Genomic DNA, 21,663 nt, shown 5'->3' with positions numbered 1-21,663 from the left:
AAAAACTATTTTTTTATTCTATCACCAGACCCTTTACCTCCAACTGTCGCAAAAATATATTGAAAATATTTTTTTAGTGTTAAAGATTCTAGCATTTCTGCATCAACTTCAGCCAATTTTTTTGGTGTTGACATATCTATTTCATTAATTTGAGCTAGACCGGTTATTCCTGGTAAAGAGCTATATACTTCTCTATTACTTCTCTCTTGAATTAATTCTTTTTGATTAAAAAGATTGGGTCTAGGACCTACTAAACTCATATCCCCTTTTAACACATTGATTAGTTGTGGTAATTCATCTAATTTTGATTTCCTTAAAAAAGAACCTAATTTCGTTACTGAGCTACTATTTGCTAAATGTGTTGCTACTGATTGAGTATTTACTGTCATTGTTCTAAACTTCAATAGTATAAATGGCTTTTGATTTTTCCCTACTCGTTCTTGTTTAAAAAGAGGGGAGCCAGTATCAAATAATCCCAATATATATATAACCAATCCTATTGGCCATAAAACTAGAATTCCAAAAAATGAAAATATAAAATCAAAAAATCGTGTCATAATTATTCCGAAAAGCTTTTAATTGTTTTTATTATTCCTTCTCTAATACTCAAAGGAAACTCATCAATTCCTAAAGCACTTTTTATTTTTTTGTTTGAAACCACATAATCCTCCGTCAATTTTTGAACTCTTTCTGAATTAATTGGAAATGGTAATAATATGTCTCCAAGTTTTGCTAACATATTAATGAATACTTTAGGAGTATTAAATATCCTCGCATTTTTATTAACTCCTACACCTATTATTTTCACCAATTCATTTGTTGATAAAGATTCATCATCTGCTATATTATATACACCCGACGAAATATTTTTATTTTCTATCAATTCTTTTATAACAAAACATAGATTCTCTACAGATAAAAAAGAACGTTGGTTTTTAAACCTTCCAAATGGATAAGGTATACCTTTTGATACAAAACTATATAATAAATTTAGATTTCCTTTATTATTAGGACCATGAATCATGCAAGGTCTTAAAATATAAACTCTTTTATCTTTTGGAATTTCTTTACTAAGTATATATTCCTCGGCTTCCAATTTTGATTTACCATATGCGGTTATAGGGTTTGGAGTAACATTTTCAACAAGTACAGCCTCTACTTCATCAGCAACAGCCTTAACAGAACTCATAAAGATAAAAGCTTCACATTCACTTTTTAAGAACTTATCAAAAAGTTTTTTTGTTAACTCAGTATTTACTTTAAAGTATTCATCATCATTTGATATACTCTTTAAGTCATGTGCTTTTCCTGCTAAATGGATAAAAGCTTTACTAATATTTAATACTTCCTTATCTAGAGATTCATAAGAAATTAAATCTTCTGCTTTTCTTCTAGAAACTCCTTGAACTCTATAATCTTTTTTTAGATAATTAAATAAATTTGACCCAACAAATCCTGTTCTTCCACTAATTAAAACATTGTTAGCCATTCCAAAAATGTAATATTGACTCTGTCATTCTCTTATTAATCTCCGCTCTACTAAAATTTTTCTTAAATTCTATTCTTTCCTCGTTCTTGTATATAAAATTCGTCAACCTGTTATAAAGTTCCTCTGCATTAGTTGGCTCGAATAAAATTAAGTTCGACATATTCTCTTTTAAAAATTCTTTAGCATACCCATCTACTCCAGCAATTATGGGTTTATTAAAAGTCCCATATTCAAAAAGTTTGGATGGTAATACTCTTTCAAAAGCTTTATGTTTATTTAAATGTAAAAATAGATAATCAGCTTTTTGATAGTAATTTATCAACTCATTTCTGCTAACTGGTGGAATCATTTCTACATTTTCAACATTATTAACTTTTAATTTTTCCTCTAGTTTTTCTCTACCACCCCCATCACCAATAATTTGAAATTTATGTGTTCCCGATAATTTCTTAGCAATATCTGGTATAATCAAATCTAATCCTTGTCCTTCTCCTATATTACCACCATAAATTATAGTTTTAACTTCGTTCTTTTTCTCTTCTGTATTATTGGTCGGGAGTGATAAAAATAACTCGTCAATACCATTTGTGAAAAATGAATATTCTGCCTTTTTGTAGTTTTTGAAATAACTCTTAAATCCTTTTGAAACTAAATTTATATGCCCAGCTCTTCCAAAAGTGTAATTCTCAATAGGTTTTAAAACTAAGTTTAAACCTAAATTGATAATCTTATTTTTATATAAATCTGTAATCGTTTCTCTAAAAATGTCTCGAATATCTAAATATAATTTTGCTTTTTTCTTTCTTGCTACTTTTGCTCCTAAAAAAGCTGTAAATAAACGAGAGGAAGAAGCATAAACTAGATCATATTTTTTATCTTTAGTAAGACTTAAAGCTCTAAAATAAAACTCTTTATATGACTTAACTTGTCCAATAATTCCGCTTCCATGCTCAGGAATTTTAATCCTGTTAACCACTACTCCTTTTTTAATTTCCTCTTTATCTTTTGCATCTGCTTTGAAAGAGTCATATCTATTAGGGTGTGTTGTAATTACCTCAAGTGTATCATCATCATTTAGGTGATTTAAAAGTTCCTTAAATAAGGAAGTGTTTCTAAAAGATCCGGCTGACAAATCAGGTTCATAATAGAATGTTAAGAATAATATTTTCATAATTATATTTCGGTAATACGTGTCTCCAACTCACCGTTGAAAAATACCACTATTTTTTTTCCTTTTCTTGTTTTATTAAATCCTATACTAAATTCATAATCTTGAATAACTACCTTGTCAAACTCTCCTATAAAGTTTAATTTTAAGTTATTTAAATAAAAGTCAGATTTACTGATTTCATTTATTTTAACATCAGGATGAAGATGTAGAATCATTTTTTTATCTAGGGAAGATATACCTTCCAAAGAATCTCTTATTATTAGATTGTTTCCATCTAGATGAAATTGTCTGGCATGAATAATTCCTTCACTTTTATAACCATCATGTTTGGCTAAAATTTTATTTTCATCTTCAATTATACCAAATACTTTAGCTCTTTTCGCAACTCTAAATCCTCCCCAAACTTGAGTTTGCTCTAAATTCCCTAATTGAACAGTATTATGATAGTAAGTTCCTCTTTCTTTCTGTCTTCTTTCATTTTTTTCGTAAGTAGATACACCTGGATCAATAATTATTGGAATATTCTCAGAATATAATTCAAAACTAAATGTATCTGAATGAGCATGTCCTGGTTGGTAGGATGGTTGAATATTCCCAACATCTATTAAAACCTCTAATTTATTTGATTCAAATTTCCTATAACCTGAATCAAATAACTTAATATTTTTCCAGTTTAAATTTAGAGATTCAGCATAACTGAATAATTCATTTGATGCTGGTGCTATTCCAACAGAACTATCATTTAATAGAGGGATATTACCATTTTTATAAGTAATATTTGATAACCATGACAACATGCTAGAAGCCTTCTCTTCAAGAAAACCTAATAAATTTTTATCATCAATTTTCTCATTTCGTTTTATTAATTGAATACAATCTAAAAGACGTCCCAGTAAGATTTGATGATACATTGGAGAAAGTTCATAATGAGCTCCATCTTTTAAAATTTGCTCTTCTAATTCTGTCTTTAAAATTTTTTGAGCAATACTTAACAATTTTTGATCTTGAAAATAATATCCTCCAAATAGTAAAGAATACCCATTCTCAAGTAAATGATTTCCTAATAGATGATACTCCAAGTTATCTAATAAAACTTGATAGTAATAGTATAGCGTTTCATCAATAGTTTTATTTTTAATCTTATTCTTTGATAAAAACTTTACCCAATTAATTCCTCTTAAAGAAATAACATAAGGTTCCTTTCCATCTAATAATTCTGAATCTTGACTGATATAATTTTTTATCAGTTCTAATCCGTCACTTACATCTATTTCTTTTTGATTTAAAAAATCGAAGTAGTTCAAGTTATAAGTCCACAATTTTCCGTAGTCAGAATAATTCCAATTTATTCTATTCTCAAAGCTAATTTGAAAATTCAAAAATTCGAAATCTTTAGATCCGAAATATGATTCATAATTAAAAACTTCATCTCTCCAATCTAATTCTAAAGTTCTATTTATTGCCTTTTTACTATAAGACTTCTTAAAAAAACGATTACGTATTAAATAGTAAAGCCTGTAATAAACTTGAACAGGCTTTAAGTATTTTATTGTATGATATAATGTAATTATTTTACTTCTATCCATCTTCCTTCTTTCAAAGATTCAATAGCTGCAAATGACGCCTTAGTCGTATTTACAATTTCTTCAAATGGTATAATTGATTCTCCACCTGATTTTTGACTACTAATCAATTCTTTAAATTGATTATAATGACCTTTATCCTGCTTAGAGGAACATTTTGAGAATTTCTTAAAGCCATATCCTCTCAATTTTCTCCAATTATTCATTACCAATGTTCTTTCTTGGGAATATACCTCTATTCTCTCCTTTGAATAGGCCTTTGAACCATTGGCAAAGTAATTAATAACAGCATTCGTACCATTTTCATACTTTAAAAGGATGCTAGCATTATCTGTATTTTCTTCTGGATTAATCCCCATAGAATTCATACATATAGATTTAACTTTACTTCCAGCCAAATAAGTACATAAATCTATATAGTGACATGCTTCTCCAATTATTCTTCCTCCTCCAATTTCCATATCATGAACCCAAACATCAGCAGGAATAAACCCTGCATTCATTGTAGCTACAATATTCATAGATGTATTATCATTACCCAAAACCTTTTTCATTTGCTTAGCTAAAGGAGCAAATCGTCTATTAAATCCAACAGATATGGAAACATTACGTGAGTTATACTCTTCTATAATTTCATCTAACTCATCTCTATTTAAGGCCAATGGTTTTTCAACGAAAACACTTTTATCTGCCCTCAATGTTTCAAGTACCATTGGTGCATGCATGTTATGTTTTGTAGTAATAAAAACTAAATCTGTTTCCTTATCAGTAAGTATTTCCTTATAATTTGTTGTGGAATTAGTAATTCCATACTGTTTTGCCATTGTTGTAGACGACAAACCTCCAGAGCTCGCAATGTATTTTATATCTGCGTTTAATTTTTTCAGACTTGGTAAAATCGTGGCGCTTGTAAAATTCCCAGAACCAACTATGCCAATAATTCCTTTATTACCTCCAAACGACTTTTCGTTTAATATAACTGTATTTTTTGGCTCTTCGTTTGAATTATACTCTAAAATTGATGCTATAGATTTAGATGAAGACATATCTCCGTATATAGTTTCGAACTCTTTTAGAGGAACCCTCTCTGTTATAAGTGGATTAACATCTAACGAACCAACTGAAATAGCGTTTAATACAGCTTCAAAATTTCTCTTTTCTGTCCATCTAACGTAACCTATGGGATAATCATTTCCTTTTTGCTCATACTCTTCATCATATCTTCCAGGTCCATAAGAACATGAAACTTGAAAAGATATTTCTTTATTGTAAAAATCTGCTCGACTAATATCCAATCCTATTACACCTACAAGAACAATTCTACCGAGTTTTCGACACATTTGTGCTGATTGAGAGATAATCTCATTACTCTTACTTGACGCAGTAATAATAATACCATCTGCTCCTACTCCGTTTGTAAAAGTTTCTACAAATTTTACCTGATCTGTTCCTTCTGATGGGTTTATAGCTGTAATACCTTTAGATTTTGCTATTTTTATTTTTTCATGATCAAAATCGAATCCTATAACATTACACCCGTTAGCTTTTAGAAGTTCAGCAGTAACCAAACCGATAAGTCCTAATCCAACTACTACAATTGTCTCTCCAAATGTAGGGTTAAGCAACCTAATACCCTGTAAACCAATTGCACCAATTACTGTAAATGTAGCTTCCTCATCTGATACGTTATCTGGAATTTTTGCAACGAGATTTCTAGGAACTAAAACATACTCTGCATGATTTCCATTAGACGCAACTCGATCTCCAATTTTAAATTCTGAAACACCATTCCCAACAGCTACAACTTCTCCTACATTACAATAACCTAGTGGCAATGGTTGACCTAACTTATTAAAGACAGCATCTATTGTTGGTTTTAAACCATCGGTTTTAATCTTATCTAAAACCATTTTCACCTTATCAGGTTGTTGTTTAGCTTTTTGAATAAAATTCGCTTTACCAAATTCTACTAGCATTTTCTCAGTCCCAAGAGAAACTAATGATTTAGAAGTCTTTATAAGCACGTGCCCTTTTTTCACCAATGGAACAGGAACTTCTTCTAATATGGTATCACCCTTTTTAAGGTCTTGTATAATTTGTTTCATTTATGATTATAATGTCTTCAAAATTGTATTATATAATTTTACTACTTCACTCCAATCTCCTGTATACCTTTCCATTACAGATTCAGCAAAAGTTATCTTTTTGGAAATAACATCGTTGTTTTGAATTAATTTCATTTTTTCGTAAATATCAACATATGAAAAAGGATTAAAAAAAATCCCGTAATCACCGCATAGTGATCGTGAAAAATCCAAATCTGAAGTAAAAAGTGGTTTTTTCAAACTAATAGCTTCCAAATAAGGTAATCCTAAAGTTTCTAAAATAGTAGGCATTAAAATCGCATCTACAGAATTATAAACTGAATGAATTTCTTTAAAATTAAGGTAACCTACATTTATTATAACATTACTTAGCTTCAAAGAGTTAATCTCATTTATTATTTTTTTCACTCTTTTATCTTTTTCATTCAGTGTTAAAATTATTATAAATTTATTTTTATTTTTTACAATTTCTTTAGCTACATCTATTAATATTTCAATGTTTTTATGGGGATAATATTTAGTGGGATATAAAAAGTATTTATAGCTATTATCCTTTTGTAGTAAACTAGAAGGACTATCAATAGAATTTGTAGCATATTCTATATTAATAGAATTAGGTACAACAAAAACATTTTTAAGTTTATAAAGCTTTACTAATCTATTTTTCATAACATCAGTCTGTACTGTAAAAACAGAGTGTTGATTTATATTTTTTTTAAACTTATAAAGCTTAAATTTTCTTATAAGTTTATCTTTCAGCGTCATCATTTCCCAAACCTTACTCTCAGGATAAACAGCGTAAGGCCAATGAAGCATTGTTAATTGCTTATATTTTACCTTCAGTGGAGTATTACATAAATTAAAAACAACCGTTGGATTTACTTCTTCTATTTTTTTCTTCAACCAAACACCTAAAAAAAATTTATACTCAAAACTGTCATATTTCTCCGGGATATAAATTTTAACTAAGTTTAAATATTTTAAAGCCCTATACTCTTCTATATTAGGACAAATAATTATATACTTATTATTATTTAATATTTCACAAAAATTCTTAATAATGTTTAAACTAACGTTTAACCCTCCCGCCATTTTAAGTTGCGATGCATTTAAGAGAATCGTCATTTTGAAGATTTTTAAAATTAGAAATTATAACACTCAAAATAACAACATAATTAATATTATGTAAATTAATTTGAGTAAAAGTAAAAAAGAAAACTGTAAGAAAGATAAAAATTAATCTAGTATTTACTAGATTTCCTTTAAGCAAAAGGATTAAATAGAATATAAATGTTATAATACCATATCTAAACAATACTTCGAAAAAAGAATTATGCAGGTGATGATAAATTGGGATGTCTTTTGGCCCAAAACCTAAATAAATATTCTTTTTAAATAATTCAAACGAATAATCAAAAATATATTGTCTATCCCCTGTTCTTGTAAATCTATTGATTAAGCTTTCTTCTTTTAATATAAAAATAGCTGCATAAATAATTAACCCCATAAGAATAAATGTTAGGAGAGCTTTATATATTTTCTTTACATTACTGATTAAAAGAATATAAATAAAAATAAATGCAAACATTATTAAAGGAACCCTTGAAGTAGTTAAAATAGCACCAATATTTATTATTATAGATTTTAATATTTGATCCTTTATTAAATAATAAGATGATATGAGTGTTAATACTAATGCAGTACCATTCCCATAAAATAAACTATCATTACCCCAATCTCTTTCCGAAGTGAAAAAAGTCATATAATTTCCTATTAAATTTTTTTCAACTGATAAATACAATAGTGATAATGTTACTATTACGATTCCAACATTAACACCTTTAAAAAACGAATCATAATCAATCTTTAAATCAAAAAACAAAAATACAATGGGAATCAACAATCCAATTAGCAACTCCTTAATTTCGAAATAATAATCTACATTTACTAATGAAATACATACTGTAAATACATAGAATAAGTAATACGATAGTCTTTTTAAATTTATTTTCTTTAAATCTGAAACAAAAATCAATAATAAAAAACTTATATAACCAGAGTAAAAGGGTTCTACAGCAATTACAAATGGTAAAGCGGCAATTAAACCAGCCAAAAATGTTACAAACTTCATTGTATTAAACCATTTTATTTTTTAAGAGATATATTGGCATCGATTTTATATAGTAAGACAATATTATAATCCAAATTATGTCAATCATTATATAGTTACTATAAAAATGATGTGTAAAAATAGCTAGTATGGATATAAAGTTTGTTACAATCCCTATAAATGAAAGCTTCTTAAATTCATCTTGAACTATATAGTACGGCATAGAAACATACTGAAAAATCTGAGCTAAAAAAATTAATAAGACAAAGGGGATAATATTTAAATAACTATTTACAGCAACTGAATAACCGAAAAAGTTAATTGTTGTCAAATCTTTAAAAAACAAAAATAATATTAAAATTACCAACAACACAAACAAATACAAATATAAAACCTTATTAAACAATACTTTAACCCCAGCCTTGTTATTTAAATATTCTTTCCTAAACGCTGGAAAATATACTCCATTAATTCCATTTGCCACTAATAATAGTATAGACCATAAATTCAACATCAATCCAACATTGAAATTTATTTCTTGACTGTAAAATTCCTTTAATATATTTAACATACCATAACCTAAAAACCATCCTCCAAGTCCTATAACAATTAAATTAACAGCTCTTTTAATAAAGTCCAACAAGAAATTATAATCAAAATTTAAATTAAATTCAATAATGAATCTTCTAGAACTCAACATAAACATCAAAAGAAATCCAGTAAATCTCCCCAGAAAAAAACCTAATATTTTGTCATTGAAAAAAATGAAAAAAAACAAACCTAGAACAAACGAGGATAAAAAAGGGTAAGCTTTATTTTTAATGGCATTATTGTGATCTTCACTAATTTGATAATTTACAGACTGTATTTGAAATGTAAGTCTAAATATTACAATAAAAATTATTGAGACAATAACAACAAAGTTATCCACATTATAAAATTCTTTAATAGGATTTTGGAAAAGAAAAAAAACTAAAAACAATAATAAACCATAAATAAGTACAATTTTGAATGTATTATCTTTAATTCTTGAAAAAGAATATTCATCTCTTAGTTTATATAAAACATCAGTATAATATAAAGGAGAAAGTATTATAAACAGGCCCTCTAATGAAAACAGTAAAAGAAGATTTACATACTCATCTTTGGATAAAATTGTAGCACTTAGTAAAAATATGAGAGTATTTCCTCCTTTACTTAGCCCTTCAAAAAAGATATATAATAAAGTATCTTTTAACTTATTATTTAAAATCATTAACTAATAAATCTATTTCTTCTTTAATTAATTTTACTGGGTCTTGCAAGTTCAATTTTTTAGATTTACTTTCACTCAAATTCAATGAACTGAGAGCTTCTTTGATGACTTTAATCTCGCGAAAACCTACAACTTTTATCCTCTCGTTTTCAGCTAAAGAAAAATCTTCGGAAAAACCAAAATCTAATATTATTATATTCTTTTCTATTAGATTAGCTGTTAGTAATACTGTAGAATTAATACCAATTACACAAACCGACCTTATCAAATCTTCTTCAAGAGATCTATTGCTTAAAATCATGTTATAGTCATCCTTAATTTTACTGATGAAACTCATATCATCCCTTGGATGTGGTCTTACTATAAATTTCAAACCTAAATCATTACACGTTTTATTAATTACATTAAGCGATTGGATGTAATCTTTAGCAGAAATCACCCCTTCTCCGACATACGGTTGCGAGAAAAAAACAACTTCATTAGTTTCTTTTGGAATTTGATTCTTATTATCCTTGTAATACCTACTAAGTTTATGTAAGTCCATATGTCCCACTAATTTATATTTTGTATTCTCTGGAGTTTGATTATAGAGTTTGCGGTAAAAATCTTCATCTGTATCAGAAATAGTACAAATAGTATTTACTTTGAAAGAGTCAAATTCGCTTATCCTATTAACATACTCTTCTCTTTTAAAAATTATCTTAAATAAAAGTTGATAATATTTGGCAGTATTATTCTCTAATTTCAAGCTTTTAACGTCATTCACAAAAAACTTAAACAAACTTCTATAATAACGTAATCTATTGATCTTAGTAAAAGGGTAATAAAGCTTGTCAACTATTCTTTTTTTCTTTATTATTTTATCTTTTAAAATTACACCATGCATTACAAGAATACTTGGTATATTAAATTTCTTAGCAATATTTAAAAAATATCTTTGTTCTAAATTATGTATACTTATAAAAACTAATAAATCTGGACTCTCTATTTCATAAAATGTTTTAGCTGAATAGTTGTATTTACTAAAATCAACACCTTCAATTAGTTGTGATTTTTTTAATTTTTCTGGTGCTCCATTTAAGTTTGAAAGAACCAATTTATCTGGATACTTCTTGTGTAATGAATCATAATGAACAAACAACAGTTCATAATTTTCATTTACTCTAAGCTCTTTAATAAGAGGTTCTACTATACCAAAACCAACCGACCAACTATCAACAAATGCTATTTTAATCATCCGTACCTGTTCCCATTATATTATGCCTCAATTTCCAAATACCATTTTCTTTTTTCCATAAGTGAGGTGATCTAAACTTATCTGATAAATCGTTCTTAAAATAATCAGGATCGATATCTAAATATTCCATGATTTCATTAAAATACTTATCTGGAAATTCTCCATCAAACCTGTTCACTAAAGCAACACCTTCCTCTCTGGTTATATGTTTATTTCTTATTTCTTGAGAACCGTCATATGTGGTTCTACCAATTCCAAACTTTATAAAAGTAGTATAATAATGTAAATCATCAATCTTATCATCAATACTATTATACTTACTGTAAGTTCCTTGAGTTCTAAATGGTCTAGCTTTAAAACCAGTATTATCTACTGCATAGTAATATACTTCTTGTGGCGTCCATTTCAAATAATAACCTAAATAATGTACTTGAATATCTGTTTTTGCAAGCTCCTTCTCTGTTGGTGGTAAATAGGTCATCAAATCAGATAACCTTACATTATAGTTTTCTTGTAACTCTTTTATTGATACACCTCCTAGGTAAATATCATCCAAATTATTAAAACTATAATAAGATTTATCTCTTAACGAAGTAGAATTATCTGCAATTGGATTTCCATACTCTGCTTCGTTTTCTCCATAAAAAATTAAATCGATACCAAATTTTGCAGCAAACTTAGGTGCTAAATTCTTTTGACCTAAAATAAAAGTTTGAAACGGGTGAAATAAATTCTCAATAGAAAGCTTAGTAAGTAATTTCATTACTTTACCGTTTCTTCTAAAAGAATAATTATCAAAACCACCAACATCAATCCAGTTTTGCCAATTTTTTAGACCATAATCAGTATATAAAATAGGAGGCCACGTTATCGTTAAAGGGTTCATCCCATATTTATATTTTAAAATATGGGCTTGATAAGCACTGTCTTTACCACCACTTCCAGGGACAAGACAATCATAGCTACCATCATTTTTACGATACTTATTTAAGAGCTTAACTAATTGTTCTTCACGTTCTTTCCAATCAATCTTCTCTTTTTCTTCTGAAGTTCTACAAGCATCACAAACTCCGCTCTCATCAAAGTTCATTGTTGTTTTTTTACTCTTTATAGTATGCTTAAACTCAACAGCAGAAGTCGGTCTTTGATTAGACATTAAACACTTCTTACAAAACTTAACTTCGTTAGGAAGTCCGTAATATGCTTCTAGTTCTTTATCTTTCATTATTTATAATTTTAAACTCCACTCTTTATATATTTCTAGTCCTTTTTCACCACTTTTCTCTGGATGAAATTGAGTGGCAAATATATTATCTTTTTTTATTGATGAACAATAATTTACTCCACAATAATTTGTTGTTGTCAGAATGTAATTTGGATTATCAGGGATTACATAATATGAATGAACAAAGTACATAAACTCACCATTTTTAGTTTTATTTAGAGGTGTATCTATCCATAGAACTTCATTTTCATTAATTCGATTCCATGCAATTTGAGGTACTTTAAAAGATGAATTATCAAACTTTACTACTTTACCTTCAATTAAACCTAACCCTTCATAATCTCCAAACTCTTCACTTTCACTAAATAATAATTGCAATCCAAGACAAATTCCCATAAATGGTTTTCCTGTGTTTACAAAATCTTTTATTGTTTTATCTAAATTTAATTCTTTCAAATTATTAATTGCATCTCCAAATGCTCCCACTCCTGGCAATATAACGCCATCGGCAGCTAAAATCTCATCATAATTAGAGGTTATTGACACATTTAAGCCTACTTCTTGACATGCTTGAACTACACTGTATATATTACCTAATTTAAAATCTATTATGGCTACTTTTTTCATATTAATGTCTACACTCAATATTATGTTCTTGTAAATATTCTTTAATTTTATTTAAGTCTTGAGGAGTAATTTTTTTAAACTTTCTATCATTCTTTAAAAATTCAGTATTACCATCTTTTTCTCCTCCTTTAAAATTATTGGTTTCAATTACGCCATAGTGAAGAATTGAAGCTATTGATACTGCATCAGCTCTACCTTCTTTAATTACACGTAAAATATCTTCCATTGACCCTGCTCCTCCATGAGCAATAACTGGTATTGAAACAGATTCAGAAATCATTTTAACAAGATCAATATCAAAACCTTCTCCAGTACCTTCTCTATCTACTGAAGTTACAACAAGTTCACCAGCTCCTAAAGACTCTACTTTTTTTGCCCATTCTTTAACCTCTTTTCCTGTCCATTCTCTACCATTATCTGTATAAGCTAAATATGTTCCATCATCCTGTTTAATTGCTTCAATAGCAACAACTATTGTCGAAGACCCAAACATTCTTGAAGCTTCTCTAATTAATTCAGGATTTTTAATTGCCGCTGTATTTAAGGAAACTTTATCAGCACCAGATCTTAAAATATTTTTTATATCTTCAAGTGTTCTTATCCCTCCACCTACAGTAACAGGAATAAATATTTCTTTAGCAGTTGATGAAATAATATCAGAAAGACTATTTCTTTCAAACAAACTTGCTACTACATCCATATACATTAATTCATCTGCTCCATTTTTATAATAATGTTTAGCAAAGTCATTAGGCTTTCCTAAAACCCTTAACCCTTCTAAATGTATACCCTTAACTAGATTAGGTCCTTTAACATCTAATCTAGGAATTATCCTTACTGTTTTCATTCATGTAAATTTTTCCCAGTTCTAAATCTATTTTTGTGTCTATATCTATTGATCTACTAATAGGCATTTTATAAGCAAATGTCTTTTCACCATAAAAACCTAAATTTTTCTCAAAACTACTAATTTTCGATATGAATATTGCTCCATTAAGTCTATAATATTTTGGAAGATCTTGAGATCTAGAAGTTGTAAATTTAGTGTTTATAAATTCTTTCATCGATAAATCATCTGGCAAAGTGTTCATCCATAAAGGTGAGTGTCCTGATTCACAAACAGAGACAACAGCTTCTATTTCATTTGTTTTTTTTAGAATCATATTTATTGCCCCGACGATATCTTCTTTTAATCTTAAAGGAGAAGTAGGTTGTAAAAGCATTATATAATCAAAGAACACTTTTTTTTCTCTGTAAAAATCCAGTACATGATTAATAACATCAATACTCTTAGCAGTATCCCCTGACAAATGGTCTGGTCTAATAAAAGGAACCTCAATATAATCAAGTGTTTCTCCTAACTTTATAACCTCGTTATCATCTGTAGTTAATACAATTTTATCTATTAATTCTATATCTTTTAAAGAATCAAAAGTCCACTGAATTAATGGTTTACCACAAAAGTCAATAGTATTTTTATTTTTTATTCTCTTACTTCCCTTTCTTGCTGGTATTATAGCTAATATTTTCTCAGAGTTTTTCATTAGTCAAAATCTAAATGATAAATATCTCTTTGTGCTTTTTCAAAATCTTTATGCTTACCAATGTCTAGCCAGTAGCCTCTTATTGGGTAATGCATTAACTTTCCATTTAAACTTTTGATAACATCTTCCATTAAATCAGTAGCATTATAAAATTTATTTTTAGGAATTAAATCAAGTACAGATTTTTTTATTAAATATATACCCGCATTTGTATGATAAGTATAAGTAGGCTTCTCCTGAAAAGATGTTACTTGTCTTTCTTGTGTAGTATTCAAAACAGCATATGGTAAATTAACATCATAAGGAATTGATGCTACCATTATATCAGCATCCTTTTCTTTAAATGATTTATAAAAATCTTCATAATCTATATTTGTCAATAAATCTGAGTTCATTAATAATATATCCTCATTTTTATAATCTTCAATCAATGAAATAGATCCTGCAGTGCCATAAAATTCCTTTTCATAAAAAACATTAAAATTTATATTCTTATTATGATAAGCCTTACAATATTCTTCTAATTGCTCTCCAAGGTAGTTTACAGTAATATTTTGGTTAGTAATACCAAATTTGAATAATCTATCAAAGTTATATGAAATAATTTCTTTATCTCCAACTTTTAATAGTGGTTTTGGTGTACTCTCAGTTAAAGGTCTTAATCTTGTACCTTTACCTCCAGCCATTATTATAGCATCTACTGGTAATAAAGATTTTTGTTTTCTGAAATTGAGCATAGCTTTAACAATTCCATTTTTATCAATTACTGGTACAACTTTGTAATTATTTTCTCTAAACAATATTAAATCTGATAAAGAATATGAGTTAATAACAAGATATTTTGGAGAGTCATTAATAACCCCTAACAAACTTTCTTCGGTATTCAATCCTCTAATTAAACCTCTTCTTACATCTCCATCAGTCAAGCTACCTATAAGTTTTGAGTTTTCATCAACAACAAATAAAACATTTTCTGATTCTAAATCACCTAATTTTAATAGTGCCTCTTTAATATTTGATTTTTTAGAAATCAAATATTTTTCAAAATTTTTCATTCAAAAATTATTTTTATTATGTTATCTGCTGTATTTTCTTTAAAGTAAAAATTACCAGCTCTATAAGTTTCCTTTTTTATAATTTCTTTTACAGATTTTAAAATATCTTCTTTATCAAACTTAACATCAATCACATTTTCATTTCTTAACCTGCCTGCCTGTCTATCACCTAAATTAATTACATATTTACCAAAAGACGCTGCTTCTAAAATTCCACTAGAAGTATTCCCTAAAAGAAACTCAGATGCTTCCATAGCTGCGAAATAATTTTCCTTCCCGAAACTATCTATAAGACAAATATTTTCAGGGTTATTTTTCTTTAACAAAAAGGCTAAATCTCTATAAATTTTCCCTAAGGTATCCGCATTAGATGAAGTAATAACTATTAGGTATTTTTTTGACAATGATTCTAATGCCTTGTACAACTCTTTTGAAAAAAGTTCATTTTTTTCAATTGCTACTGTCTCAGGATGTACAGTTACTAGAATAAACTTTTTATCTGGAATATTAAATTTTTCTCTTACCGAATCCCAACTTGGTAATTTTAAATTTTCTATTCCATCCAAACTAAGAGCTCCTACATTATGAACTGAATCTATTTTATTTGTAATCAACTCAACTCTGTCAGCAAATTTTTGAGTCGAAACAAAATGCAGCTTAGATGCTAAAGTAATTTGATCTCTATAAATATTATCTATTGCCCCAAGAGTAGTTTCCCCTCCATGTAAATGAGCAAACTTAATTTGGAATGGAATACCTGCTTGTACTGCTGCACTCATCTCAAATCGATCACCTAACGCAAATACATAATCATATGAATGATTATTCCAGTATTGAGCAAAATTAATTAAAACATTTCCATAGCCTTCAGAAATATCAATTACATCATCATTAATTGGCATTCCTTCTATTTCATGAATCTCACCAAAAGCATCTCTTTTAATATTATTAATAGTATAACCATGTTGTTTTTGAAGATGCATACCAAAAACAATCAATGTCAAATCAACATCATTTCTTTGAGATAGTTTGGTTAAAAGCGGTTTATAAATACCGTAATCTGCTCTCGAACTCGTTAAAACTCCTATTTTCATAATAAATCATTCCAATTTAATTTATGAAACTCAGATAAATCTTTAATTGTCTTTTTTCCAATGACCTGATTCCAGTTCATTGGAGAAATACCATCTCCTGGTCTTAGAGATATAATATCATCTTTCTTTATTATTGAATTTGCTTTTAAAGCATTTCTTAAATGAATACTCTTTCTTGCTATTTCTTTATTTTTTAGTTCTGAATTTGAAGGTTCTTTTATCTCTGAACCATCTAGAGCCTTCTCAATGTTTCGTATTGAGTCAACCATTAATTTTAACTCATCAGGCTCTAAAGAAGCTTTATGATCTGGTCCTTCCATATTTCGATTAAGAGTAAAGTGCTTTTCAATTACTTTAGCGCCTAGAGCAACTGCTGCTATTGGCACCTCAATACCTAAAGTATGATCAGAATATCCTACATTTGCCCCTAACTCTTTTTTTATATGAAGCATTGCTTTTAAATTAACATCGCTCATTGGTGTTGGATATTCAGTATTACAATGTAAAATTGTTAATTTATCCTTCTCAACTCCACCTTTTAAAAGCACCTCAACAGCATCTTTAATCTCTTTAATATCTGCCATCCCTGTTGATAATATTACTTCTGGAAACAGACCTGCTATTTTTATTAGATAAGGCAAATTTGTAATTTCACCTGATGGGATTTTTGCTAAGCGTATTCCTATTTCATATAAAAAATCAACACTCTCAAAATCAAACCCTGTAGACAAAAACTTAACACTCTTATTTTTACAATACTCTATTAAGTGTAAATGGTCTTCTTGAGATAACTCAAGTTTTTTTAGCATCTCGAATTGACTGTCATTATTCTTAGTATTTACATCCTGATATTCTGCACGTTTTGCTTTTTTCGTAACAAGTTTACTAGCTTTGAAGGTTTGAAACTTGACATAATCAACACCTGCTTCTGCTGCTACATCAATTAATTTTTCAGCTAAGTTAATATCACCATTATGATTTACACCTGCTTCTGCTATAATAAGTGTCCTGTTCATCGTTTAATAAATTCCCCAGCACTAACAATACTGTTCTCTTTAATTATTATTCCGTTTGAAATCGTTGCGTTACTTCCCACAAATGTTCCTCTTTTTACAATAGAATCTCCATTTACAACTGTACAAGTTGATATATGACAAAAATCTTCAATACAAACTCCATGCTCTATGTTAGCTTTGGTATTAATGATACAATGTTTTCCTACACTAGTCCCAGAATTCACTACAACATCGTGCATTACAACAGTTCCCTGTTCAATAAACGAATGTTTTGACACATAAGCTCTAGGTGATATTACCGTTGCTAATTGAGCTTTATTTTTTGTTAACCTCTCTGAAATTTCCTCTCTTATTCTGTATGATTTAATTTGTCCTACAGTTATTAGAAAAAAAACTTTTTCACTCACTAACTCTTCTATCAAATCATCTCCCCCTAAAACTGGATATCCAAGAACTTCTTGCTGGTTACTATTAACTTCAAGAACACCTTTTATCTTGAATTTACCTTCTAATTCTACAACATCTATCACAGATATACAATGCCCCCCACCTCCAACAAGTACTAGCTCTGGTTTACTCATTCGTTTTAATTATAATCTAACACTACTAGGAATATTTACAACTCTATCTTCTAACAATTCCGAATTTTTCAGATCTCCTCTCATATTATTTTTAAACATTGGAAGTTTATTCATTAACTGCCATATCGGTCTCGTCATTACTCCTGATTGATTACTTTTTTCTAAAAATACATCTCTTTCTGTTCTATCCTTAAGAAGGATTGCATTCAACCAAAAATTACATTTTTCACCTTCTCTTTCTTCAAAAAAAGAAACTTCCTTTTCTTTAAAAAAAGATGAATATATCTTAGCTAACTCTCTTTTGTTTTCTATAAAGAAATCTAATTTCTCTAATTGGGCTAGTCCTAATGCAGCGTTTATATTTGGCATTCTATAATTAAAACCAATATTATCATGAACATATTCCCATTGGTGCGGTGCTTTAGCTTGAGTGGATAAATGCTTTGTTTTTGCAGCCAACTCATCATCATCAGTCAAAATAATCCCACCGCCACCAGTAGTCATAATTTTATTCCCATTAAATGAAATAGCTGCAATTTTACCAAAAGTTCCTAAATGCTTTTCTTTGTAAAAACTTCCCATAGCTTCTGCTGCATCTTCAACCAATTCTATTTTATATTCTTCACAAATACTTAATATTTCTTCAATTCTACACGCATGCCCAAAAGTATGCATTGGCATGCAAGCTTTGATTCTATTATTCGTAATTTTATTATAACACTCTCCATTTCTTAATTCTGAATTCTCCTCAAGAAATGTTCTTAATGCTTTAGGAGATAAACCCATAGTATCCAGATCTACATCTACAAATACTGGATTTGCATTTGCATAAACTATCGCATTCGTTGTAGCAATAAATGTGAGAGGCTGTGTTATTACCTCATCACCTGGTTTAACCCCTACTACAAGTAACGCTAAATGAAGAGCATTCGTACCATTTACACAGACGACAGCATGTTTTGCCCCTGTGTAGTCCGCTACTTCTTTTTCAAACAAATTCACAAACTTACCAACGCTAGATACAAATGTCGAATCAATGCATTCATTCAAATATTTTTTCTCATTTCCAATAAATACAGGTGCATGTAGAGGAATAAAATCTTCAGTATTAAACTGATTTTTAATAAAATTTATTAATTCTTTGTACATTACATTTTTGAATCTAATGACTTTCCTAACTCTCTGTGATCAAAATTAACAAGAAAATCTTTCATTATGCTTACAATATCTTCTTTGGTAGTTTCTTCTTTATCAAAAGCTAAGTTGAGTGAATTAAACAATTCATTAACTTCAGACATTTCTCTTGATTCTAAGTTTACCACAACTCCTAATGACTTATATCGATTTAATGAAACCTCTTCTTCATCAGTATAAAACTCTTCATACGGTTTTTCACCTGTAGTGTTACTACCAGAAAAATGGACAGGATATCTATTATCAAAACTAACTGAAGCTTTTTTTATTGCTTCTTTATCTGATGAGCAGTAGTCAATCTCATATCCTTTTTCTTCAAGTAACTTGACTGCCATATCTGAGAAAGTCATCACTTGCTCCTCTTTTAGTTTAGGAAAATAAATTTCTCCTGTATTCCCTAATACGCAAGCCAATAAACAAATTTGCCCACTCTCTTCAAGTGAAACAAAATAACGTGTAACATCGTTTGGAGCTGAAATCGGTTGCTTTTTTGAAATCCTTTCTAAAAACCCTTGAGGTAATGAACCATTAGAAAAGGCAACATTAGCAAATCTAGCTGTTGTAACTGGAAATTTTGAAGAATAAGTCATTATCAAATCCTCCATAATCTTCTTACTACCTCCCATTATATTTACCGGATTTGCTGCTTTATCTGTCGATACACAGAAAAAATGTTTAGGTGGATATATCTCTAGAATATCTAGTAACTTTTTTGCATTGATAACATTATTTCTAATTAGAGCTTCAACAGAGAATAAGTCTTTTTCACTTCTTACATGTTTATGAGCAGAAAAATTAGCTACAATATCAAAACCTCCTCTTTTTTTAAACATTTTATAAAAAACAGGCTGTGCATAATCCATTGGATATGTCACATAATCATCTGGAATATTGAAACCTTCAGTACTTCTAATATCTCTTGTCAATTCAGTTAATCCATTTTCATTAATATCGACCACAACCAACGATTTTGGTTTAAACGGAAGTAATGCTTTAATGAATGAGCTCCCTATTGTTCCCGCACCACCTATTACCAAAACAGACTGTCCTTTTATTCTTTCTGATAATATTGATTCATTGTTTTCAATATCATCAAAAAACATACTAACCTCTCTATTAGTAACATGTCTTGATATAAACTTCCCTATATCCATGTAATTATTATTTATTTAAAACCCCACAAAAATCCAATATTTCTCTATCTTCATCGATTGCTAAATTCTTAAATTCATCATGAGCAACCAAAAAAGCAACAATATCCGCTTGATCAACAGCATTTCTATATTCTGTTAACTTAAACACTTTATGTTCTTCTATATTAGGCTCTACAATAAAATACTCTCCATTACTATCATTTTGTAAAACTTTGTTTACAATATATTTAGCTGGAGACTCTCTTAAATCGTCAATATTCGGTTTAAACGCTAAGCCCATTAAGGCTACTTTCGGTTTTCTTCCGTTTTGTAATTCAAACTGCAATTTAGCATTTTGAATTTTTTCAGCACACCAAAAAGATTTATAATTGTTTACCTCTCTTGCCGTTCCTATGATTTTAGATTCCATAGGGTAGTCAGAAACTATAAAATATGGATCTACCGCAATACAGTGGCCTCCAACCCCACAACCCGGTTGTAAAATATTTACACGAGGGTGCTTGTTTGCTAAGTTGATTAACTCCCATACATTGATATCTGCTTTATCACAAATTAATGATAGCTCATTCGCAAAAGCGATTTGCACATCGCGTGATGAGTTTTCTGTTAGTTTACACATCTCTGCTGTACGTGCATTCGTAGCATGTAATTCTCCTTTTACAAATTGCTTGTAAAAGGCTAAAGCTTTTTCAGTAGAGGTTGTGTTTACTCCTCCTATCACACGATCATTATGTACTAACTCATACATCACATTTCCTGGTAATACACGCTCTGGGCAATATGCTAAGTATATCTTACCTTCTAACTCTGGACGTTGTGTAAAAATCAATTCCATCATTTTTTCGGTAGTCCCTACTGGAGAAGTTGATTCTATGATATATAAATCCCCTTCTTTTAATAATGGAATAATTCCTTCTGTAGCTGCTTGTACGTATGAGATATTTGGTTCGTTCTTTCCTTTAAAAGGGGTAGGCACTACTATTAAATAGGTATCTGCACCTACCGCTTTGGTATCTGCTTTTAAATACCCTTCTTCAACTGCTTTTGCAACTGCTTGATCTAAATCAGGTTCAACAATGTGTATTTTCCCAGCATTGATGGTATCGACTACATGTTGAGAAATATCTACTCCATGCACTGGGATTTGATTGTTAGCAATCAAAGCCGAAGTTGGCAATCCTATATATCCTAAACCAATGGTTACTACTTTAGGTTGTGACATT

General features: G+C 29.1%; 20 protein-coding genes. All 20 read right to left on the bottom strand.

The annotated features are described in order from the left end of the window. Nucleotides 1-5 precede the first annotated feature (5 nt). The 20 genes from ACQY6M_RS11205 to wecC are packed head-to-tail and all read right to left on the bottom strand — an operon-like array spanning nt 6 to nt 21,662. Nucleotides 6-557 carry a sugar transferase gene (locus ACQY6M_RS11205; RefSeq protein ID WP_428741987.1) on the bottom strand — a complete coding sequence of 184 codons (552 nt, stop codon included), beginning with the start codon at nt 555-557 and terminating at the stop codon, nt 6-8. A 2-nt stretch (nt 558-559) separates the two neighbouring features. Further along, complete coding sequence (locus tag ACQY6M_RS11200) at nt 560-1,489, bottom strand: NAD-dependent epimerase/dehydratase family protein (protein ID WP_428741986.1); 930 nt, start codon at nt 1,487-1,489, stop codon at nt 560-562. After that, nucleotides 1,482-2,660, bottom strand: coding sequence for a glycosyltransferase family 4 protein (locus tag ACQY6M_RS11195; protein ID WP_428741985.1), 1,179 nt, complete (start codon nt 2,658-2,660; stop codon nt 1,482-1,484). Before ACQY6M_RS11195 ends, ACQY6M_RS11200 begins: the two co-directional genes overlap by 8 nt. 2 nt (nt 2,661-2,662) lie before the next feature. Then, nucleotides 2,663-4,246 carry a heparinase II/III domain-containing protein gene (locus tag ACQY6M_RS11190; protein WP_428741984.1) on the bottom strand — a complete coding sequence of 528 codons (1,584 nt, stop codon included), beginning with the start codon at nt 4,244-4,246 and terminating at the stop codon, nt 2,663-2,665. Continuing rightward, nucleotides 4,228-6,348, bottom strand: a complete 2,121-nt coding sequence (locus ACQY6M_RS11185) for a bi-domain-containing oxidoreductase (protein WP_428741983.1) — start codon at nt 6,346-6,348, stop codon at nt 4,228-4,230. The genes ACQY6M_RS11190 and ACQY6M_RS11185 overlap by 19 nt, the downstream gene beginning before the upstream one ends. A gap of 6 nt (nt 6,349-6,354) precedes the next feature. Continuing rightward, entirely contained in the window at nt 6,355-7,473 is a 1,119-nt protein-coding gene (locus ACQY6M_RS11180; RefSeq protein WP_428741982.1) for a glycosyltransferase, read from the bottom strand. After that, nucleotides 7,442-8,479, bottom strand: coding sequence for an O-antigen ligase family protein (locus tag ACQY6M_RS11175; protein ID WP_428741981.1), 1,038 nt, complete (start codon nt 8,477-8,479; stop codon nt 7,442-7,444). Before ACQY6M_RS11175 ends, ACQY6M_RS11180 begins: the two co-directional genes overlap by 32 nt. Before the next feature lie 4 nt (nt 8,480-8,483). Beyond that, entirely contained in the window at nt 8,484-9,713 is a 1,230-nt protein-coding gene (locus ACQY6M_RS11170; protein ID WP_428741980.1) for a hypothetical protein, read from the bottom strand. Continuing rightward, complete coding sequence (locus ACQY6M_RS11165) at nt 9,700-10,950, bottom strand: polysialyltransferase family glycosyltransferase (protein ID WP_428741979.1); 1,251 nt, start codon at nt 10,948-10,950, stop codon at nt 9,700-9,702. Before ACQY6M_RS11165 ends, ACQY6M_RS11170 begins: the two co-directional genes overlap by 14 nt. Beyond that, entirely contained in the window at nt 10,943-12,175 is a 1,233-nt protein-coding gene (locus ACQY6M_RS11160) for an N-acetyl sugar amidotransferase (RefSeq protein WP_428741978.1), read from the bottom strand. Before ACQY6M_RS11160 ends, ACQY6M_RS11165 begins: the two co-directional genes overlap by 8 nt. A gap of 3 nt (nt 12,176-12,178) precedes the next feature. Beyond that, entirely contained in the window at nt 12,179-12,802 is a 624-nt protein-coding gene (gene hisH, locus ACQY6M_RS11155; protein WP_428741977.1) for an imidazole glycerol phosphate synthase subunit HisH, read from the bottom strand. A 1-nt stretch (nt 12,803) separates the two neighbouring features. Further along, on the bottom strand, nt 12,804-13,649 hold the full coding sequence (hisF, locus tag ACQY6M_RS11150; RefSeq protein WP_428741976.1) for an imidazole glycerol phosphate synthase subunit HisF: 846 nt from the start codon (nt 13,647-13,649) through the stop codon (nt 12,804-12,806). After that, entirely contained in the window at nt 13,624-14,346 is a 723-nt protein-coding gene (locus ACQY6M_RS11145; protein ID WP_428741975.1) for a cytidylyltransferase domain-containing protein, read from the bottom strand. The genes hisF and ACQY6M_RS11145 overlap by 26 nt, the downstream gene beginning before the upstream one ends. Then, entirely contained in the window at nt 14,346-15,401 is a 1,056-nt protein-coding gene (locus ACQY6M_RS11140) for a sugar phosphate nucleotidyltransferase (protein WP_428741974.1), read from the bottom strand. Before ACQY6M_RS11140 ends, ACQY6M_RS11145 begins: the two co-directional genes overlap by 1 nt. Continuing rightward, a complete protein-coding gene (gene neuC / locus ACQY6M_RS11135) occupies nt 15,398-16,495 on the bottom strand; it encodes a UDP-N-acetylglucosamine 2-epimerase (protein WP_428741973.1) in 1,098 nt (365 codons plus the stop codon). The genes ACQY6M_RS11140 and neuC overlap by 4 nt, the downstream gene beginning before the upstream one ends. After that, complete coding sequence (gene neuB, locus ACQY6M_RS11130; protein WP_428741972.1) at nt 16,492-17,511, bottom strand: N-acetylneuraminate synthase; 1,020 nt, start codon at nt 17,509-17,511, stop codon at nt 16,492-16,494. Before neuB ends, neuC begins: the two co-directional genes overlap by 4 nt. Continuing rightward, nucleotides 17,508-18,092, bottom strand: coding sequence for a NeuD/PglB/VioB family sugar acetyltransferase (locus ACQY6M_RS11125; protein ID WP_428741971.1), 585 nt, complete (start codon nt 18,090-18,092; stop codon nt 17,508-17,510). The genes neuB and ACQY6M_RS11125 overlap by 4 nt, the downstream gene beginning before the upstream one ends. A gap of 9 nt (nt 18,093-18,101) precedes the next feature. After that, nucleotides 18,102-19,241 carry a LegC family aminotransferase gene (locus tag ACQY6M_RS11120; protein ID WP_428741970.1) on the bottom strand — a complete coding sequence of 380 codons (1,140 nt, stop codon included), beginning with the start codon at nt 19,239-19,241 and terminating at the stop codon, nt 18,102-18,104. Next, a complete protein-coding gene (locus tag ACQY6M_RS11115; protein ID WP_428741969.1) occupies nt 19,241-20,440 on the bottom strand; it encodes a UDP-N-acetylglucosamine 4,6-dehydratase in 1,200 nt (399 codons plus the stop codon). The genes ACQY6M_RS11120 and ACQY6M_RS11115 overlap by 1 nt, the downstream gene beginning before the upstream one ends. Before the next feature lie 7 nt (nt 20,441-20,447). Beyond that, nucleotides 20,448-21,662 (bottom strand): UDP-N-acetyl-D-mannosamine dehydrogenase, encoded by a 1,215-nt coding sequence (gene wecC / locus ACQY6M_RS11110; RefSeq protein ID WP_428741968.1) that lies wholly within the window; start codon nt 21,660-21,662, stop codon nt 20,448-20,450. Nucleotide 21,663: the final 1 nt, after the last annotated feature.

Origin of the sequence: Tenacibaculum sp. (assembly GCF_050290165.1) — a bacterium.
In the GTDB taxonomy this organism is placed as follows: Bacteria; Bacteroidota; Bacteroidia; order Flavobacteriales; family Flavobacteriaceae; genus Polaribacter.
The sequence above is the reverse complement of the archived record's forward strand: the minus strand, read 5'-3'. Positions and strand labels throughout refer to the sequence as shown.

Coding starts and splice junctions, on each gene's coding strand:
- ACQY6M_RS11205 (WP_428741987.1), bottom strand. CDS start 557: ATGACACGATTTTTTGATTTTATATTTTCATTTTTTGGAATTCTAGTT.
- ACQY6M_RS11200 (WP_428741986.1), bottom strand. CDS start 1,489: ATGGCTAACAATGTTTTAATTAGTGGAAGAACAGGATTTGTTGGGTCA.
- ACQY6M_RS11195 (WP_428741985.1), bottom strand. CDS start 2,660: ATGAAAATATTATTCTTAACATTCTATTATGAACCTGATTTGTCAGCC.
- ACQY6M_RS11190 (WP_428741984.1), bottom strand. CDS start 4,246: ATGGATAGAAGTAAAATAATTACATTATATCATACAATAAAATACTTA.
- ACQY6M_RS11185 (WP_428741983.1), bottom strand. CDS start 6,348: ATGAAACAAATTATACAAGACCTTAAAAAGGGTGATACCATATTAGAA.
- ACQY6M_RS11180 (WP_428741982.1), bottom strand. CDS start 7,473: ATGACGATTCTCTTAAATGCATCGCAACTTAAAATGGCGGGAGGGTTA.
- ACQY6M_RS11175 (WP_428741981.1), bottom strand. CDS start 8,479: ATGAAGTTTGTAACATTTTTGGCTGGTTTAATTGCCGCTTTACCATTT.
- ACQY6M_RS11170 (WP_428741980.1), bottom strand. CDS start 9,713: ATGATTTTAAATAATAAGTTAAAAGATACTTTATTATATATCTTTTTT.
- ACQY6M_RS11165 (WP_428741979.1), bottom strand. CDS start 10,950: ATGATTAAAATAGCATTTGTTGATAGTTGGTCGGTTGGTTTTGGTATA.
- ACQY6M_RS11160 (WP_428741978.1), bottom strand. CDS start 12,175: ATGAAAGATAAAGAACTAGAAGCATATTACGGACTTCCTAACGAAGTT.
- hisH (WP_428741977.1), bottom strand. CDS start 12,802: ATGAAAAAAGTAGCCATAATAGATTTTAAATTAGGTAATATATACAGT.
- hisF (WP_428741976.1), bottom strand. CDS start 13,649: ATGAAAACAGTAAGGATAATTCCTAGATTAGATGTTAAAGGACCTAAT.
- ACQY6M_RS11145 (WP_428741975.1), bottom strand. CDS start 14,346: ATGAAAAACTCTGAGAAAATATTAGCTATAATACCAGCAAGAAAGGGA.
- ACQY6M_RS11140 (WP_428741974.1), bottom strand. CDS start 15,401: ATGAAAAATTTTGAAAAATATTTGATTTCTAAAAAATCAAATATTAAA.
- neuC (WP_428741973.1), bottom strand. CDS start 16,495: ATGAAAATAGGAGTTTTAACGAGTTCGAGAGCAGATTACGGTATTTAT.
- neuB (WP_428741972.1), bottom strand. CDS start 17,511: ATGAACAGGACACTTATTATAGCAGAAGCAGGTGTAAATCATAATGGT.
- ACQY6M_RS11125 (WP_428741971.1), bottom strand. CDS start 18,092: ATGAGTAAACCAGAGCTAGTACTTGTTGGAGGTGGGGGGCATTGTATA.
- ACQY6M_RS11120 (WP_428741970.1), bottom strand. CDS start 19,241: ATGTACAAAGAATTAATAAATTTTATTAAAAATCAGTTTAATACTGAA.
- ACQY6M_RS11115 (WP_428741969.1), bottom strand. CDS start 20,440: ATGGATATAGGGAAGTTTATATCAAGACATGTTACTAATAGAGAGGTT.
- wecC (WP_428741968.1), bottom strand. CDS start 21,662: ATGTCACAACCTAAAGTAGTAACCATTGGTTTAGGATATATAGGATTG.